Here is a 16,711-nt window from a genome sequence, read left to right as displayed (position 1 = left end):
CCGCTTTCAGGGACAATATCGACCCTGCATTGTCGCACGGCTTCCCATTTCGCTTACCACGAGTCGCCATGAACATCCCCATCCATACTGCCGAAGATATCGACAAGCTGCGCACCGCAGGCCGCCTGGCCGCCAGCGTGCTGGAGATGATCGAGGCCCACATTCGCCCGGGCATTTCCACCGGCGAAATCGACCGTCTGTGCCATCACTACATCGAAAACGAGATCGACTCGATCTCGGCCACCATCGGTTACCACGGCTACCAGCACGCCACCTGCATCTCGCTCAATCATGTGGTGTGTCACGGCATCCCGGACTTCGGCAAGAAGCTTAAAAAGGGCGACATCTTCAATATCGATGTCACCATCATCAAGGATGGCTATTACGGCGACACCAGTCGCATGTTTATCGTCGGCGACAACATCAAGGGCGAACGCCTGTCCCGCGTAGCTCAGGAGTGCCTGTACGAGGCCATGAAGATCATGCGCCCCGGGGTCTGGCTGTCCGACATCGGACGCGCCATCGAGGCGCACGCCACGGAAAACGGCTATAGCGTGGTTCGTGACTTCTGCGGTCACGGCATCGGACGCAGCTTTCATGAAGACCCGCAGGTGCTGCACTACGACGGCTATAACGAGCATAATGATGCCGAGCTCAAGGAAGGCATGTGCCTGACCGTCGAGCCGATGATCAATGCCGGCGACTGGCAGACCCGGGTACTCCGGGATGGCTGGACGGCCGTGACCCGCGACAAGAGTCTCTCCGCTCAGTGGGAGCACACCCTGATCATCACCGCTGATGGCGTGGAAGCCACCACCGTCCGCCATGACGAGGACCTCGGGTTTCTGACAGACTGATCCGATCACCCTCCTGCCCTCTTCGGCCTGCCAGTGGCAGGCCCGTGGCGGACGCTGCCGCTCACTGCCTACTACGGTCACCGCCCATGCTGCTGCACCATTACCGGTTCACGCCGGACACCACCCTGATCGACATTGACGCCCTGAAAGCGCGTCTTGACCGGGATACCTCCCCCATCGGCGCCATTCGGGAGGTACTGGCCGAGATCCGCAGCCGCCTGGACGAGCGGTTCAAAAACGGGGCAGACATTCGTGATCTGGTGTTTGGCAGGGCCTGGTGCATCGATCAGCTGCTGGCGCTGTTATGGTCGCGTCTTGACTGGTGTGATGACGGCATCGCCCTGATCGCCGTGGGCGGCTACGGCCGCGGGGAGCTGCACCCGCACTCCGACATTGACCTGATGATCCTGCTGGAAGGCGATGACGACACGCCCTACCGGGCGTCGCTGACCGCCTTTATCACAATGCTCTGGGACATCGGCCTTGATATCGGCCATAGCGTGCGCTCTCTCACGGACTGCGAGCGCGAGGCACGCGATGACGTTACCGTCATTACCAATCTGCTGGAAACGCGGCGAGTGGCCGGTTTTGAACCGCTTCTGGCGCAGATGCGCCAGCGCCTGGACCAGCTGGACACCTGGAACAGTGAAGCCTTTTTCCAGGCCAAGCTTGCCGAACAAAAGGCGCGTCACCAGCGCTTCAACAACTCCGAGCATCATCTCGAGCCCAACATCAAAAGCTCACCTGGCGGTCTTCGCGACATTCAGACGGTGACCTGGATCGCCAAGCGTCATTTCGGCACCAACATCATCGAAGTGTTGATGCAGCGCGGCTTCATGACAGATGCCGACATGCGCATCGCCAGTCAGAGCCGGGCCTTTCTCTGGCAGGTGCGCTACGCCCTGCACATGATCAGCGAACGCGCCGAGGATCGGCTTTTGTTCGATCATCAGCGCACCATCGCCACCCTGTTCGGCTACCAGGACACGCCGGAGCGACTGGGGGTGGAAGAGTTCATGCGCCGTTACTATCGCGTGGTGACAGCGCTGGTCGAGCTCAACGACATGCTGATCCAGAACTTCGAGGAAAATACCCTTCAGCACGATCAGCAGCCGGAGGTCGTACCTCTTAATAACCGCTTTGAACTGGATGGACGGTATCTGCGTATTCGCAGCCCTCATGTGTTCAAGCGCCGCCCTTCTGCTCTGATCGAAATGTTCGTGCTGCTGGCCCAGCACCCTGATATTGAAGGCGTGCGTGCTGCCACCATTCGCGCCATTCGGGATCATCGCCATCTGATCGACAACGGTTTTCGAGCCGACCTGCGCAATCGCAGCTTGTTTCTGGAGCTGTTACGCGGTGGTGGCATGGTGGCCCGCGAGCTGGGTCGCATGGCGCGCTATGGGATTCTGGGCAAGTATCTGCCCCGCTTTGGCCACATCATCGGCCTGATGCAGCATGACCTTTTCCATATCTACACGGTGGATGCCCACACCCTTCGTGTGCTGGACGTCATCCAGCGCTTTCGTACCCGCGAAGGCCGCGAGGAGTATCCGCTGTGCGCCGCCCTGATCGCGCGCGTGCCCAAGCTTGAGCTTCTGTGGATCGCAGGGCTTTACCATGATATTGCCAAGGGCCGCGGCGGCGATCACTCCAGGCTGGGCGCCCGTGACGTTCAGGGGTTTTGCAATCGCCACGGAGTGCCGCGTCGCGATACGCATCTGGTCAGCTGGCTGATCGAGCATCACCTTTTGATGTCCACGACCGCGCAAAAGCGCGATATCAGCGACCCGGAAGTGATCCGTGAATTTGCCGCCATCGTTCACGATGAAGTGCACCTCGACTACCTCTACCTGCTGACCGTGGCCGACATCAACGCCACCAACCCCACGCTCTGGAACAGCTGGCGCGCAGCACTGCTCAGACAGCTGCACGGTGAAACGCGTCGCGTACTGCGTCGCGGGCTTGAAAACCCGATGGACCGTCAGGAGTGGATCGAGGAGACACGCGAAGAGGCCCGCGCCCTGACCCAGTGCATGGGCGGCGAATGTCAGGCCGTGGATGTGCTCTGGAAAACGCTGGGCGATGACTACTTCCTGCAGTACAGCGCCAGTGAGATTGTCTGGCATACCCAGGGCATTCTGCAGGCCGGTGTGGACGTCATGCCGCTGATTCTGATCAGCGCCCCGACCGAGGACATGACCGATGGGGGCACCAAGGTCTTTATCCACACCCGTTCGGTCAACAATCTGTTTGCCGCCACCGCCGCGGCCATCGATCAGCTGGACCTGTCCATCCACGACGCGCGCATTGCCACCTCGAGCAACGACTGGACGCTCAATACCTTTATCCTGCTCGACGACGACGGTCATGCCATTCGCGACCCGGCCCGGCTCAAGCAAATTCAGGCGCATCTGATCGAAGAGCTCGATGACCCGGACGACTACCCGCGCATCGTCAAGCGTCATACGTCGCGCCAGCTCAAGCATTTTCGGGTCCCCACCCGGGTACTCATCGAACAGGATGAGGCCAATCAGCGCACGGTACTGGAGCTGATCGCTGCTGACAGGCCCGGGCTTCTGGCCCATGTCGGGCAGATTTTCATGAGCTTTGATATTGCCCTGTCCGGCGCCAAGATCGCCACGCTTGGAGAACGGGTCGAGGACGTGTTCTTTATTACCGACACCAACGGCAATCCGCTGACCGACCCCGAGCTTCAGAAAGCACTGAGTGATCGCTTGTGCCACGTACTCGATGCCGAGGCCGGTATTGCAACGCCCGGATAGGCGCGAACCATCGACAGCAGCATTTTTCCCGATTTGAGCCGCGCCACGCCGGGCGCCTATAATCGCCGCCCAATGCGTCACAAGAGATTTCCCATGTTGAAGCTTTACGGCCTATCCAACTGTGACCGCTGCCGTCGCGCCCGCCACCGGCTCGAAGCCAGTGGTCAAAAGGTCGAGATGATCGACCTGCGTCGCCTGGCCGACCAGGGCGGACTGGAAGAGGCCCTTCAGCATTTTATGGCCCATGTCGACTGGTCCACGCTGCTTAACCGTCGTAGCACGACCTGGCGAGGGCTGGATGATGCCGAGCGTCTTGATCTGGATCAGACGCGCGCCGTGGCACTGATCAAGGCCCACCCCAGCCTGATCCAGCGTCCGGTACTTGATACCGGCACCCAGGTGCTGGTGGGCAAGGCCGTCGACGACTGGCCCGCCTGACCTCTTCCCTTTTAATTCAAGGAGTTTTTCATGCTGAGTTTTGCACTGGGTATCGGCACCCAGAACCGTCAGGGCGACTGGCTTGAAGTCTATTACCCGGCCCCGCTTCATACCCCGGAGCAGACGCTTGTTGACACCGTACGCAGCACGCTGGGTGCGCCCGAAGGCAACGTGGCGGTAAGCTTTCTGCCCGAGCACTGCGAAAGTCTGGCCGAGGCCTTGAGCCATGCCGGCAATGATGAGCAGGCCGATATCGCCCGTGCCATGGCGAATAGCCGCCGCCCGCTGGTCGCCGTCTTTCTTGAAGAAGACCGGGCGCCGGAAAGCGTGCCTGAGGTGTATCTCAAGCTGCATCTGCTGTCGCATCGTCTGGTGAAGCCCCACGGGCTCAAGCTTGATGGCATGTTCGGTCTTTTGAAGAACATCGCCTGGAGCAGCGAAGGCGCCATCGACATTGAGGAACTCGACGATCGTCGCCTGAAGGCACGCCTTGAAGGCCGCGCCCTGTCCGTCGACTGTGTCGACAAGTTCCCGAAAATGACCGACTACGTGGTGCCAAAGGGCGTGCGCATTGCCGACACCGCGCGCGTGCGTCTGGGCGCCTATCTGGGCGAAGGGACCACCGTCATGCATGAAGGCTTTTGCAACTTCAATGCCGGCACCGAAGGCCCGGGCATGGTGGAAGGCCGTATTGCGGCAGGCGTCATGCTGGGCAGTGGCTCTGATCTGGGCGGCGGCGCCTCGACCATGGGCACCCTGTCCGGCGGTGGCAACATCGTCATCGGTACCGGCGAAAACTGCCTGATCGGCGCCAACGCCGGCATCGGCATTCCGCTGGGTGATCGCTGCACCGTTGAAGCCGGCCTCTATATCACTGCCGGCGCCAAGGTGGCCCTTCTCGACGACCAGGGCGAACTGGTAGACACTGTCGCGGCACGCCATCTGGCCGGACAGAACGATCTGCTGTTTCTGCGCAACTCTCAGACAGGCCGCCTTGAGTGTCGTACCAACAAGAGCGCCATCGCGCTCAACGACGCACTGCACGCCCATAACTAAAGCGATGTCAGCGCTGTCCACACATCCGGGCGTCCACACGGGCGCCCGTTGAATGAAGAGAGTCATGCACAAGGTTTTCAACAACACTGCAGCGACCCGTCAGGCGCCGAGTGAGACACTGTCACTGGCGCTTGAGCTGCTTTCAAGAGCCTCGGTCACGCCGGAAGATGCCGGCTGTCAGACCCTGATCGGTGAGCGTCTGGCACAGCTGGGCTTTCATCTGGAGTGGATGGATCAGGGCGAGGTGCGCAATCTCTGGGCCGTGCGCGGTCAGACCGGACCCACGCTGGTGCTGGCCGGCCATACCGATGTCGTGCCCACCGGCCCGGAACATCTGTGGCAGACACCACCCTTTTCCCCCTGCATCGATGAGCACGGCTACCTTCGCGGACGCGGTGCGGCCGATATGAAGGGATCGCTGGCCGCGATGGTGACCGCCGTCGAGCGCTTTGTGACTGCTCACCCTGATCATCGCGGGCGGATTGCCTTTTTGCTGACCAGCGATGAAGAGGGCCCGGCCCGAGACGGCACCCGCGCCGTGGTTGAAATCCTGCGCGCCCGACACGAACCCATTGATTACTGCATCGTCGGCGAGCCCTCTTCCGAGGCACAGTTTGGCGACGTTATCAAAAATGGACGGCGTGGCTCGCTCAACGGCGTCCTGCGCATTCACGGTATTCAGGGTCACGTCGCCTATCCTCAGCTGGCGCGCAACCCCATCCATCAGGCCATGCCGGCGCTGAACGCCCTGGTGGCAGAACACTGGGACAGCGGCAATGCGTTTTTCCCGCCGACCAGCTTTCAGATTTCCAACATCCATGCCGGCACCGGTGCCAACAATGTCATTCCCGGCGAGCTGGAGGTGACCTTCAACCTGCGCTTTTCCACCGAAGTCACGGCGCAGGCGCTCAAGACACGCATCGAGGCATTACTCGATACATACGCGCTTGACTGGCATATTGACTGGCAGCTCTCCGGTGAGCCTTTCATGACGGTGCCGGGCGTACTGACCGAGGCCGTCAGCGCTGCTCTTTTTGACATTACCGGAGCGTCTCCCCGGCTTTCTACCGGCGGCGGTACCTCTGATGCCCGTTTTATTGCGACACTGGGGCCACAGACCATCGAGTTCGGCCCGCGCAACGCCACCATTCATCAGCGCGATGAACGCATCCTTGCCACGGACCTTGATCTGATGAGTCAGGCCCTTGAATCCACCCTTGACCGGCTGCTGCGATAATCCCATGGAGCACTATCCAGACATCGAGGTTTACCTTGCCTGCAATGATGCCGGGCGTATCTCGCAATGGCTTTCCACGGCGCTGGAGACCAGCGTGACGCTTGAGCGCGCCGGCAAACAGCAGTGGCGGGCGGCACCGATCTACAAGGGCCAGCGCCTGCCTGTCCTGCTCGTTGAACATGCCGCCGACCGACTGGCCAGCCTCTGGTTTGACAGCGAAATGACGCCCTGGCCCAGAGACGCTGACTGTGCCCGCGCCGCAAGCCAGGCGCTGGCGTGTGAAGTGCGCTGTTCACTGGGCGGATGGCAGCCCGGCGATGATCCTGACCGCTTTTTCCAGGTGCTCGCCGATGGCAGCGAAGGCGTGATCCACTGGCCGGATGCCGGCGCTCAGGATGGCAAGAAATAAGACATCATTGACGTGATCTGTCCTTGAGTTCATCAAAAACGCCCCGCGTTGCGGGGCGTTTTCGTGGTACACCATGTTTTTTTGGCACACCACGAGGATGTTTGAAAAGACGCTCTGTCAGGTGATGACCGTCACATCCTCGGCCTGCAGGCCACGCTCGTTCTGGATGGAGTAATAACGCACTCGTTGGCCCTCGGCGAGCGTACGATGCCCCTTGCCGCGAATGGCACGGAAATGAACGAAAACATCCTCGCCCCCGTCACGGGTGATAAAGCCGTAGCCCTTGTTGACATTGAACCATTTGACCACCCCGATCTCGCGATCATCCTTCTCGACTTCCACCACATTGGACAGTGTTGGCGTCAGCACATGCATGGCAAGTGTTGCGATCTCAAGCGTCACAAACGACGCCACGGCAGACAGCGCCCAGATGACGACAAGACCGGGATCAACGGCCATGTTGTCGATAACGACAGGGCTTGCAAGATAGACAAGAAAACCTGCGATAACCGGCGTTAAAAGCGCCAGCAGCAGGCTGATAACGGTACAGCGCCAGATGGTTTTTGAACTCATGACGATACTCTGCTTCAAACGTTTATCGGATTGTTTACTCGGACTGTCCCCATCCCGCGTATCCCCATGATGCCCCTTGCTCACGGGATGTGAACCCAGCCACCGGCCCTTCGGCCGGATGTTTAACGTACGGAGATCAACCACATGAACACACCTCCGCAACACGCTGATTCTAACATGCACATTGACACTACGCTTAAGCAGGTGATAGAGCGTGCTAACGATATGGAGAGCCGCCTGGCCTGGCAGGAGGACTGGCTGGAGCGCCTGGATGACGCGCTGATCAAGCAAAATGCCACCATTGAAAGACTGGAGCGTCTTTGTAATCTCATGGCCCAGCGCCTGGGAGAGCAGCGTGACAGCCTTGAATCCCTGCAGTCCGACAGCGCTCAGGAGCGACCGCCGCACTATTGATCGGATCCCGAGTGACCATCCGGATGCCATGGGTCAAGCAGGGCGCGACGGTGAAAAGCGATCACGGTATTGGTGACAGGAACCGGCGACAAAAAAAGAGGGAAGGCCCTGAGCCTTCCCTCTTTTTGCATCAAAATCGCCCGCGATCAAAAACGATCTTGTTTACCAGGCCGAATGCGGCACGCTCGGATCCAGACCATCCAGATAGCGCTCGGCATCCAGCGCTGCCATGCAGCCACTGCCGGCCGAGGTGATCGCCTGACGATAGATCTGGTCGGCCACATCACCGGCGGCAAAAACACCCGGAATGCTGGTGGCCGTGGCGTTGCCTTCAAGGCCTGACTTGACGGTGATGTAGCCATCCTTCATGTCCAGCTGCCCAGTAAACAGGTCCGTGTTGGGGCGATGACCGATGGCCACGAACAGCCCCGGCGCCTCAAGTTCGCGCGTACTGCCATCCGTCATGGATTTGAGCCTGACTCCCGTAACTCCGGAACCATCGCCGAGCACCTCATCGACCATGGTGTTCCATTCGATCGCCATATTGCCGTTGTCGACCTTGTCGAACAGCTTCTGCTGCAGAATTTTCTCGGCGCGCAGACTGTCGCGACGATGCACCAGCGTCACTTTCGAAGCGATATTGGAGAGATACAGCGCTTCCTCAACCGCCGTGTTGCCACCGCCCACCACCACAACGTCCTTGTTGCGATAGAAAAAGCCATCGCAGGTGGCGCAGGCAGACACGCCCTGCCCCTTGAAGCGCTCTTCGGATTCAAGACCGAGATACAGCGCGGTGGCACCCGTGGCCACAATCAGGGCGTCACAGGTGTAGCTGCCCTGGTCCCCCTTCAGCCGGAAGGGACGCTCGGTCAACGTCACCTCATTGACATGGTCGATGCGAATGTCGGTATCAAAACGCTCGGCATGGCGACGCATGCGCTCCATGAGCTCGGGACCCTGTACACCGCTATCATCACCCGGCCAATTGTCGACATCCGTGGTCGTGGTCAACTGACCGCCCATTTCCATGCCGGTCAGCAGCATCGGAGACAGATTGGCGCGAGCCGCATAGACCGCAGCGGAATAGCCGGCCGGGCCCGAGCCCAGAATAATCAGCGGATGATGGCTGGCATCACTCATGACATAACCTCAACAGAAATCGACAGAAATTGGATGGCGCCCAGTGTAACACTGCACACGACCTGCTTCAGTGTCCGGGCAGACATGATGGACATGTCTTATTGTGAGGGGGCGTGCAGCCTGCAGCCAATCGGCGATGGCAATGACACTCATTGGCTGCAGCCGGATCAGGCATCGTCGTCACGGCCTAGCGTGACCGACTCCAGGCTGTCATCGAAAAGGGAGATCGTCACCGTGACGACAATCGGCGCGCAGCACCACTGGCAGTCAACCCAGGTGATATGGGAGCCCTGACTGGTGTCGATATCGATATCATTCATGGCGTCGCAGTAGGGGCAATGCGCCTGCCAGGATATTAGCCTTTGGTCGTGCATAGGGGGCTTTCGCCTTGAAATACTTGAACGAAACGGGCGGTAAACTGTTATGCTAGCGCCACGAAGTTTGTCGACAATGTAGGCAGACCGACACAAGGTCATATTGCAGGTATGCTTACTATACTCATCAGGAAACAACAGCTCACGCTGAAAAATGTTCCCTGATGCGGCGTACCGGCCATGCGTTATCGCCTCTCCTGACGGAGGTTATCAAGCCGCATGGTGCGGGTCCGGAATCCGATGATGAGGAGGCCTCATGAGCCCTGATAACACCAAAGGCACGCTTAGCGAGCTGAAGGTCGGTAACACCACCTACCACTACTATAGTCTCAAAAAGGCAGCCGAGCAGTACGGCGATTTTACGCGCCTGCCCTTTACCCTCAAGGTGCTGCTTGAAAACCAGCTGCGCTTTCAGGACGGCGTTACCGCCACTGAAGACGATATTCAGGCCCTGGTCGACTGGCAGAAGGAAGCCCGCTCCACGCGCGAGATCGGCTATCGTCCGGCCCGCGTACTGATGCAGGACTTCACCGGTGTTCCCGGCGTGGTCGATCTTGCCGCCATGCGCGATGCGGTCGCCAAACTGGGCGAAAAGCCTTCTCGCATCAATCCGCTGTCGCCGGTGGATCTGGTCATTGACCACTCGGTCATGGTCGACGATTACGGCAACCCGGAAGCGTTTGAAGACAACGTCAAGATCGAGATGCAGCGTAATCACGAACGCTACGAGTTTCTGCGCTGGGGTCAGCAGGCCTTTGACAACTTCAGTGTGGTTCCGCCCGGCACCGGCATCTGCCACCAGGTCAACCTTGAGTACCTGGGCAAGTCGGTCTGGACGAAGGAAGAAGACGGCAAGACTTTCGCCTTCCCCGACACGCTGGTCGGCACCGATTCCCACACTACCATGATCAACGGTCTGGGCGTGCTGGGCTGGGGCGTTGGCGGTATTGAGGCCGAAGCCGCCATGCTGGGTCAGCCGGTGTCCATGCTGATTCCCGAAGTCATTGGCTTCAAGCTGGAAGGCAAGCTCAGGGAAGGCATCACGGCGACCGATCTGGTACTGACCGTCACCCAGATGCTGCGCAAGAAGGGCGTGGTTGGCAAGTTTGTCGAATTCTATGGTGATGGCCTCAAGGATCTGCCGCTGGCCGATCGTGCCACTATTGCCAACATGGCGCCGGAATACGGGGCGACCTGTGGTTTCTTCCCGATCGATGACGAAACCCTGACCTACATGAAGCTCACCGGGCGTAGCCAGGAGCAGATTGAGCTGGTCAAGGCCTATGCCCAGGAACAGGGCATGTGGCGCGAGGCAGGCCACGAGCCGATCTTTACCGACACCCTGTCGCTGGATATGGATAGCGTCGAGGCCAGCCTGGCCGGTCCGAAGCGTCCGCAGGATCGCGTTGCCCTGACCGACATGAGCGCTACTTTCGAAAAGCTGCTGTCCGATCAGTCAAAGGATGCGCCGGAGAAAGAAGAAGGCCGCTGGCAAAGCGAAGGTGGCAACACCGCGCCCTTTGTCGACAATAGCTTCAACGAAGAGCCCAATATCGAGCACCGCGGGCATAACTTCCGCCTGCAGGATGGTGCGGTCGTCATCGCCGCCATCACGTCGTGCACCAACACCTCCAACCCGAGCGTGCTGATGGCGGCAGGCCTGGTGGCCAAAAAGGCCGTCGAGAAGGGACTGACCAGCAAGCCTTGGGTCAAGACCTCACTGGCCCCCGGCTCCAAGGTCGTCACCGACTACCTGGCCGCAGCCGGCTTCCAGGAGCCTCTCAACGCGCTGGGCTTCAACCTGGTCGGCTACGGCTGCACGACCTGTATCGGCAACTCCGGCCCGCTGCCCGAGCAGATCGATCAGGCCATCCAGAATGACAATCTGACGGTTGCCTCGGTGCTCTCCGGTAACCGTAACTTTGAAGGCCGCATTCATCCGCTGATCAAGACCAACTGGCTGGCGTCACCGCCCCTGGTTGTGGCTTACGCGCTGGCCGGCAACGTGCGTCTGGACATCTCCAAGGAGTCACTGGGCAACGACCGCGATGGCAATCCGGTCTATCTCAAGGATATCTGGCCGTCCCAGAAAGAAATCGCCGAGGCCGTCGAGCGTGTTCGCAGCGATATGTATCGCAAGGAATATGCTGAGGTCTTTGACGGTGATGCGGCGTGGCAGTCCATCGACATCACCCCGGGTGAAGTCTACGAATGGTCGAAGGATTCCACTTACATCCAGCATCCGCCGTTTTTTGAAGGCATGGGCCGTGAGCCGGAACCGATCCAGGACGTCAAGAACGCCAGCGTCCTGGCCAAGCTGGGTGACTCGGTCACGACCGACCATATCTCTCCGGCCGGTTCCATCAAGCCCGATAGCCCGGCAGGTCGCTACCTTCAGGAGCACGGCGTCGAGGTCAAGGACTTCAACTCCTACGGTTCCCGTCGCGGCAACCACGAAGTCATGATGCGCGGCACCTTTGCCAACGTGCGTATCCGCAACGAGATGCTCGACGGCGTTGAGGGTGGTTTCACCCGCTACGTGCCCAACGGCGAACAGATGGCCATCTATGATGCCGCCATGAAGTACGCCGAAGAAGGCACCCCGCTGGTCGTGATTGCCGGCAAGGAATACGGCACCGGCTCGTCGCGTGACTGGGCCGCCAAGGGCACTCGCCTGCTGGGCGTCCGCGCCGTCATCGCCGAATCCTACGAGCGTATTCACCGTTCCAACCTGATCGGCATGGGCGTTTTGCCGCTGCAGTTCCCGGAAGGTGAAGATCGCAACTCGCTGGGCATGACCGGTGATGAAACCATCAGCATTTCCGGTCTTGGCGATCTGAACCCGGGTGCCAGCGTGAAGGTCTCCATCACCTTCGCCGATGGCAATACCAAGGAACTCGACGCGCTTTGCCGGATCGACACCATCAACGAGCTGGAGTACTACCGTCACGGCGGTATCCTCCACTACGTGCTGCGCAGCATGCTGCCGAAATAAGCAGCGCCTGCCATACAAAAGGCCCCATCCATGGATGGGGCCTTTTTTTGATTATCAAACGGACAGGCTGCCGGTCAGTGACGACCGATCAGAACGCCCCGGACATCTGCCGACGTGCCCAGAGCCAAAGCTCCACAATGGCCAGCAGCATCAGAGCATAGCCCAGCGTCTCGACGCCCTCTTCCACCGTGGACTTGATCTCGTAGATGTACTGCGCCTTCAAGACGGCCTCCCAGAAAATGCCTCGCCCCATCAGGCGTGAAAAAACATAGACCGTGACAAAGCCGCTCAGGAAAAGACCAAAGGACATCTGCTGCATGTAGCGGTAACACTCATCGAGTACACGCAGGCGATAACGCACCAGAAACACGAGGGCCGGCACCAGCACCAGCGCTACCAGCCACTGCCAGAGATCATCGAACACACGGTCCAGCATGAAATCCTGCTCACGGATCAGTGAGGCCAGCAAAAAGGCAAACATCAGCACAACCCCGTGGCGATACACGCCCATCGCGCGAACCTTCCACAGAAGGATCAGACTGGCCAGCAGCATGAAGGTCTGGGAAATTTCAGCGAAGGAAGCTTCGGTGAACTGATGCTCAAGGTCTCTGGGCAGCGCATCCCAGTACATGCACTGGCAGATCAAGGCAATAAAAAAGAGATAGGCAACGTAGCGATAGATGCTGTTGAGCGTCTGACGTCGCTCGGCGGGGGTCAAGGAGTTTGAAACTGACATGTTACTTCCGTAAATCATAAGCGTGTTAACGAATTATTATACCTTTTATTTTTAAAAAAAATTATCAATTTGCGCCAATATGTCATGGCCCAACGGCTTATCGAAAGGACAGGGTCGGAGATGCCATCAGGCATCTCCGATTTGTCCGTTGAAAGAATCAGGGTGTCTCAGCAGCCGCTGACCGCCGGACGCGCTGGCTGATCAAAAAAGAAGGGACGCAGTTTTACCCCCACCATATTGCCGGCGAAGGCGAACACCATCCATACCCAGCCATGCAGGCTGCCCGAGGCGATGCCGCTGAAATAAGCGCCAATGTTGCAGCCAAAGGCAATGCGCGCACCGTAACCCAGCAGCACCCCACCGATGACGCAGGCGGCCAGCGAGCGCGCCGGAATCCTTAAGCTGGGTCGAAATCTCCCTGCCAGCGCCGCGGCCAGCATCGCACCCAGCACAATGCCGATGTTCATGACGCTATTGATGTCATGCCAGATACTCTGGCTCAGCGCACTGGCATTGCCAGGCTGCTGCCAGTAGGCCCACTGGCCCGGATCACCGCCCATCACCTGCAGGCCCTTGGCGCCCCACAGCGCAAAAGCCGAGGTAATCCCCCAGGGCTTGCCGGACAGCGCAAGCGTTGCAAAATTAAGCAGCGCCAGCGCCACGGCACCAAAAAGCAATGGCCAGGGGCCACGCAGCCAGCGGGCTGTGCCACGACGCTCGGCCGGTACAGCTGCCGCCTCAAGCTTTCCATGCCGTCGACGCTCCAGCACCACCGTCAACGCCGCGATGGCAGCAAAGAGCGCCAGACTTGTCGCAATACCGGGCCCAATACCCAGCTCGACCAGCGATGTCGGCTGAAATGCCGGAAGCGACGACCACCAGTCAAAATTGATGGTGGCCAGCACCGAGCCGACAATAAAAAAGAGCAGCGTCACGACCATGCGGGCATTACCACCGCCCGCCGTAAACAGCGTCCCCGAAGCGCAGCCGCCACCGAGCTGCATGCCGATGCCAAACATGAAGGCGCCCACCATCACCGACACGCCGATGGGAGAGACAAAGCCGCGCACCGGATGGTCAAACAGCGTGCCGGCCGACAGCGCCGGAAAGAAAAGCACCACCGCAACCGCCAGCAGTACCATCTGCGCCCGTAGCCCACGCCCGCGGCGCTCAAGAATAAACACGCGCCACGCAGAGGTGAATCCAAAGGCGGCATGATAGAGCACCAGCCCCAGCGCGCCGCCTACCAGCATCAGCGCGCCCTGCGTCACGCTGATGGCACTGCCCACCATCAGAATCGCGACCAGCAAAAGCCCTGCAGATCCCCAGACAATCGGAGATTGATGCAGCGGCCTCGGCTGCTCTGTTGCCGTTACCTGCGCCATGACATTGCTCCAGACATACCTTTACTCCAGAAATAAAAAAGCCGTTATCCATATTCTATCGGCATAAACACAGTGGCTGAAATAAACGCTGGCTAACGGATTCATCAGGCCCTGGAAACACACGTGCGTTATGCTGTCGAACTCAAGATGACGCCGTAGATTGATACGGCCACCGGCTATCGGTACAAGGAGTTCATGATGCGCTGGATCAATGTAGCGCTGGCCGCCGTGCCGGCCAGCCAGACCCCCTCGGCAGGCGCCGGCCCGGCAAATGATGTGGCGCTTATCGAGCGTCAGCGCCTGTTTGGCAATCCCAGCCGCGTGCAGGGACGCCTGAGCCCGGACGGACAGTGGCTGTCCTGGATTGCCCCTCACAATGACGTGTTAAATTTGTTTGTGGCGCCCACTGATCATCCCGACCAGGCCCGGGCCCTGACGCACGAAGACACCCGCCCGATTCGAAGCTATTTCTGGTCACCGGACAGCCGGCAGCTCTTGTACGTCAACGACCAGGGCGGCGATGAAAACTTCCGCCTGTATGGCGTAAGCGTGGCCAGTGGCAAGCAGCGCATTCTCACGCCGCAGGAAGGTGTGCGCGTGCAGGTACTGGGCGTGAGCCGCCATATCAGGGACTACATCATGGTCGGCATCAACGACCGTGACCCGCGCTGGCACGATGTCTACCGGCTTGATCTGGACAGCGGCGAGCTGTCGCTGGTGTTACAAAACGACGGCTATGGCAGCTTTTTGCTGGATGAAAATCTGAACATTCGGCTGGCCGAGAAGCCCCGCGCCGATGGCGGCGAGGATTTCTTTCGCGTCAACGACCTGACCGTCGAGCGCGAACCGTTCACCTCCATCAGCTTTGAAGACAGCGCCAACACCGGCCCGGCCGGCTTTACCCGCGATGGCCGCACCATGTACTGGATCGACAGTCGCGGACGCGATACGGCGGCCCTGACAGCTCAGGACTGGGAAAGCGGCGAGTCCCGCGTGATCGCCCAGTCACCAAAGGCCGATATCACCGGCGTGATGGCCGACCGGGACAACCACGACATTCAGGCCTGGGCGGTGGATTATCTGCGCACCGAATGGACGGCCATTGATCCGGCTATCGGTGAAGCACTGGACTTTCTTGACGAGCGCCTCAAGGGCGACGTCAACGTCACCTCGCGCACCGATGATGACCGCCGCTGGATCGTGGTCAATGATCCGGTGACTGCCCCGGCCGAGACCTGGCTTTTTGATCGCGACGCCGGCACGCTGACCTCTCTGTTTGTCAGTCGTCCCGAGCTTGAAGGCGCACCGCTTGCCGGCATGACGCCGCTGGCGCTCACCTCACGCGATGGTCTGACGCTGGTCTCCTACCTGACCCTGCCTGCCGGCAGTGACGCCGATGGTTTCAAAACGCCGGACGCCCCGCTACCGATGGTACTGCTGGTCCATGGCGGACCCTGGGCGCGTGACAGCTACGGCAGCAACAGCTACCACCAGTGGCTGGCCAATCGCGGCTACGCGGTCCTGTCGGTCAACTATCGCGGTTCGACCGGGCTTGGCAAGTCCTTCACCTCTGCCGGTGACGGCGAGTGGGGCACCACCATGCATGATGACCTGATCGATGCCGTGAACTGGGCGGTGGATCGGGGTATTGCCGATCGGGACAGGGTCGCGATCATGGGCGGCTCCTACGGCGGCTATGCCACGCTTGCCGGACTGACCATGACGCCCGAGGTTTTCGCCTGCGGCGTGGATATTGTCGGACCGTCAAATCTGACCACCCTGCTGGACAGCATTCCGCCCTACTGGGAAGCCGGGCGCCAGCAGATGTATCGTCGCATGGCCGACCCCAACACCGAGGAAGGTCGTGAGTGGCTGAAAGCGCGCTCGCCGCTGACGCACGCTGACCGTATCCAGCGACCGCTGCTGATCGGACAGGGGGCCAACGACCCGCGCGTCAAGCAGGCTGAAAGTGACCAGATCGTTGAAGCCATGCGCGAAAAATCGATTCCCGTCACCTATGTGCTCTTCCCCGATGAAGGCCATGGCTTTGCCCGTCCGGCCAATAACATTGCCTTCAATGCCATCACCGAGGCGTTTTTGGCTGAATCGCTGGGCGGCCGGTTCGAGCCGATCAATGATGCATTGACACCTTCCACCGTGACCGTGCCGCATGGCGCCGAGTACACGCCCGGACTTGAAGCCGCACTCAGCACGAAGGACTGATTCACCTCACGTTTGGAATAAATAGGTCTGGAATAAAAAAGGGCCGCCTTCATGAGAAGGCGGCCCTTTTCCTGTCTCTGCCAATGGA

14 protein-coding genes are annotated in these 16,711 nt (G+C 59.8%); 9 read left to right on the top strand and 5 right to left on the bottom strand.

Annotation, left to right across the window (positions count from 1 at the left end):
* Positions 1-68 precede the first annotated feature (68 nt).
* The 6 genes from map (at position 69) to ACUN8C_RS03150 (ending at position 6,783) form a co-directional block, all read left to right on the top strand.
* The gene (map, locus tag ACUN8C_RS03175; RefSeq protein WP_445620861.1) at positions 69-857 is read left to right on the top strand and encodes a type I methionyl aminopeptidase; all 789 of its coding nucleotides are present in this window, start codon (positions 69-71) and stop codon (positions 855-857) included.
* Between the two features lie 86 nt (positions 858-943).
* Positions 944-3,643 carry a [protein-PII] uridylyltransferase gene (locus ACUN8C_RS03170; protein WP_445620860.1) on the top strand — a complete coding sequence of 900 codons (2,700 nt, stop codon included), beginning with the start codon at positions 944-946 and terminating at the stop codon, positions 3,641-3,643.
* Between the two features lie 93 nt (positions 3,644-3,736).
* Positions 3,737-4,081 (top strand): ArsC/Spx/MgsR family protein, encoded by a 345-nt coding sequence (locus ACUN8C_RS03165; protein ID WP_445620859.1) that lies wholly within the window; start codon positions 3,737-3,739, stop codon positions 4,079-4,081.
* 30 nt (positions 4,082-4,111) lie between these two features.
* Positions 4,112-5,137: a 2,3,4,5-tetrahydropyridine-2,6-dicarboxylate N-succinyltransferase gene (gene dapD, locus ACUN8C_RS03160; RefSeq protein ID WP_445620858.1), complete on the top strand. Its 1,026-nt coding sequence runs from the start codon at positions 4,112-4,114 to the stop codon at positions 5,135-5,137.
* Between the two features lie 64 nt (positions 5,138-5,201).
* Positions 5,202-6,374: a succinyl-diaminopimelate desuccinylase gene (gene dapE / locus ACUN8C_RS03155; RefSeq protein ID WP_445620857.1), complete on the top strand. Its 1,173-nt coding sequence runs from the start codon at positions 5,202-5,204 to the stop codon at positions 6,372-6,374.
* 4 nt (positions 6,375-6,378) lie between these two features.
* A complete protein-coding gene (locus tag ACUN8C_RS03150) occupies positions 6,379-6,783 on the top strand; it encodes a hypothetical protein (RefSeq protein WP_445621821.1) in 405 nt (134 codons plus the stop codon).
* Between the two features lie 117 nt (positions 6,784-6,900).
* Here the strand turns inward: ACUN8C_RS03150 and ACUN8C_RS03145 are convergent, their stop codons facing one another.
* Complete coding sequence (locus tag ACUN8C_RS03145) at positions 6,901-7,356, bottom strand: cold-shock protein (RefSeq protein ID WP_445620856.1); 456 nt, start codon at positions 7,354-7,356, stop codon at positions 6,901-6,903.
* A gap of 177 nt (positions 7,357-7,533) precedes the next feature.
* Between ACUN8C_RS03145 and ACUN8C_RS03140 the strand changes: the two genes are divergently transcribed.
* Positions 7,534-7,770, top strand: a complete 237-nt coding sequence (locus ACUN8C_RS03140) for a SlyX family protein (RefSeq protein WP_445620855.1) — start codon at positions 7,534-7,536, stop codon at positions 7,768-7,770.
* A gap of 162 nt (positions 7,771-7,932) precedes the next feature.
* Here the strand turns inward: ACUN8C_RS03140 and trxB are convergent, their stop codons facing one another.
* Positions 7,933-8,910 carry a thioredoxin-disulfide reductase gene (trxB, locus tag ACUN8C_RS03135; RefSeq protein WP_445620854.1) on the bottom strand — a complete coding sequence of 326 codons (978 nt, stop codon included), beginning with the start codon at positions 8,908-8,910 and terminating at the stop codon, positions 7,933-7,935.
* Positions 8,911-9,077: 167 nt separating this feature from the next.
* Positions 9,078-9,284, bottom strand: coding sequence for a CPXCG motif-containing cysteine-rich protein (locus ACUN8C_RS03130; RefSeq protein ID WP_445620853.1), 207 nt, complete (start codon positions 9,282-9,284; stop codon positions 9,078-9,080).
* Positions 9,285-9,540: 256 nt separating this feature from the next.
* Here ACUN8C_RS03130 and acnA point away from each other — a divergent pair, with 256 nt between their 5' ends.
* Positions 9,541-12,279 (top strand): aconitate hydratase AcnA, encoded by a 2,739-nt coding sequence (gene acnA / locus ACUN8C_RS03125; RefSeq protein ID WP_445620852.1) that lies wholly within the window; start codon positions 9,541-9,543, stop codon positions 12,277-12,279.
* Between the two features lie 88 nt (positions 12,280-12,367).
* Here acnA and ACUN8C_RS03120 read toward each other — a convergent pair whose 3' ends face one another.
* Both ACUN8C_RS03120 and ACUN8C_RS03115 read right to left on the bottom strand, forming a co-directional pair.
* A complete protein-coding gene (locus ACUN8C_RS03120; protein ID WP_445620851.1) occupies positions 12,368-13,015 on the bottom strand; it encodes a hypothetical protein in 648 nt (215 codons plus the stop codon).
* A gap of 167 nt (positions 13,016-13,182) precedes the next feature.
* On the bottom strand, positions 13,183-14,400 hold the full coding sequence (locus ACUN8C_RS03115) for a YeeE/YedE family protein (protein WP_445620850.1): 1,218 nt from the start codon (positions 14,398-14,400) through the stop codon (positions 13,183-13,185).
* Positions 14,401-14,598: 198 nt separating this feature from the next.
* On the opposite strand from ACUN8C_RS03115, the gene ACUN8C_RS03110 reads away from it, so the two are divergent.
* Entirely contained in the window at positions 14,599-16,623 is a 2,025-nt protein-coding gene (locus ACUN8C_RS03110; protein WP_445620849.1) for a S9 family peptidase, read from the top strand.
* Positions 16,624-16,711: the final 88 nt, after the last annotated feature.

The organism is Kushneria sp. Sum13, from assembly GCF_052692355.1.
This window is presented reverse-complemented; position numbering and strand designations above follow the sequence as displayed.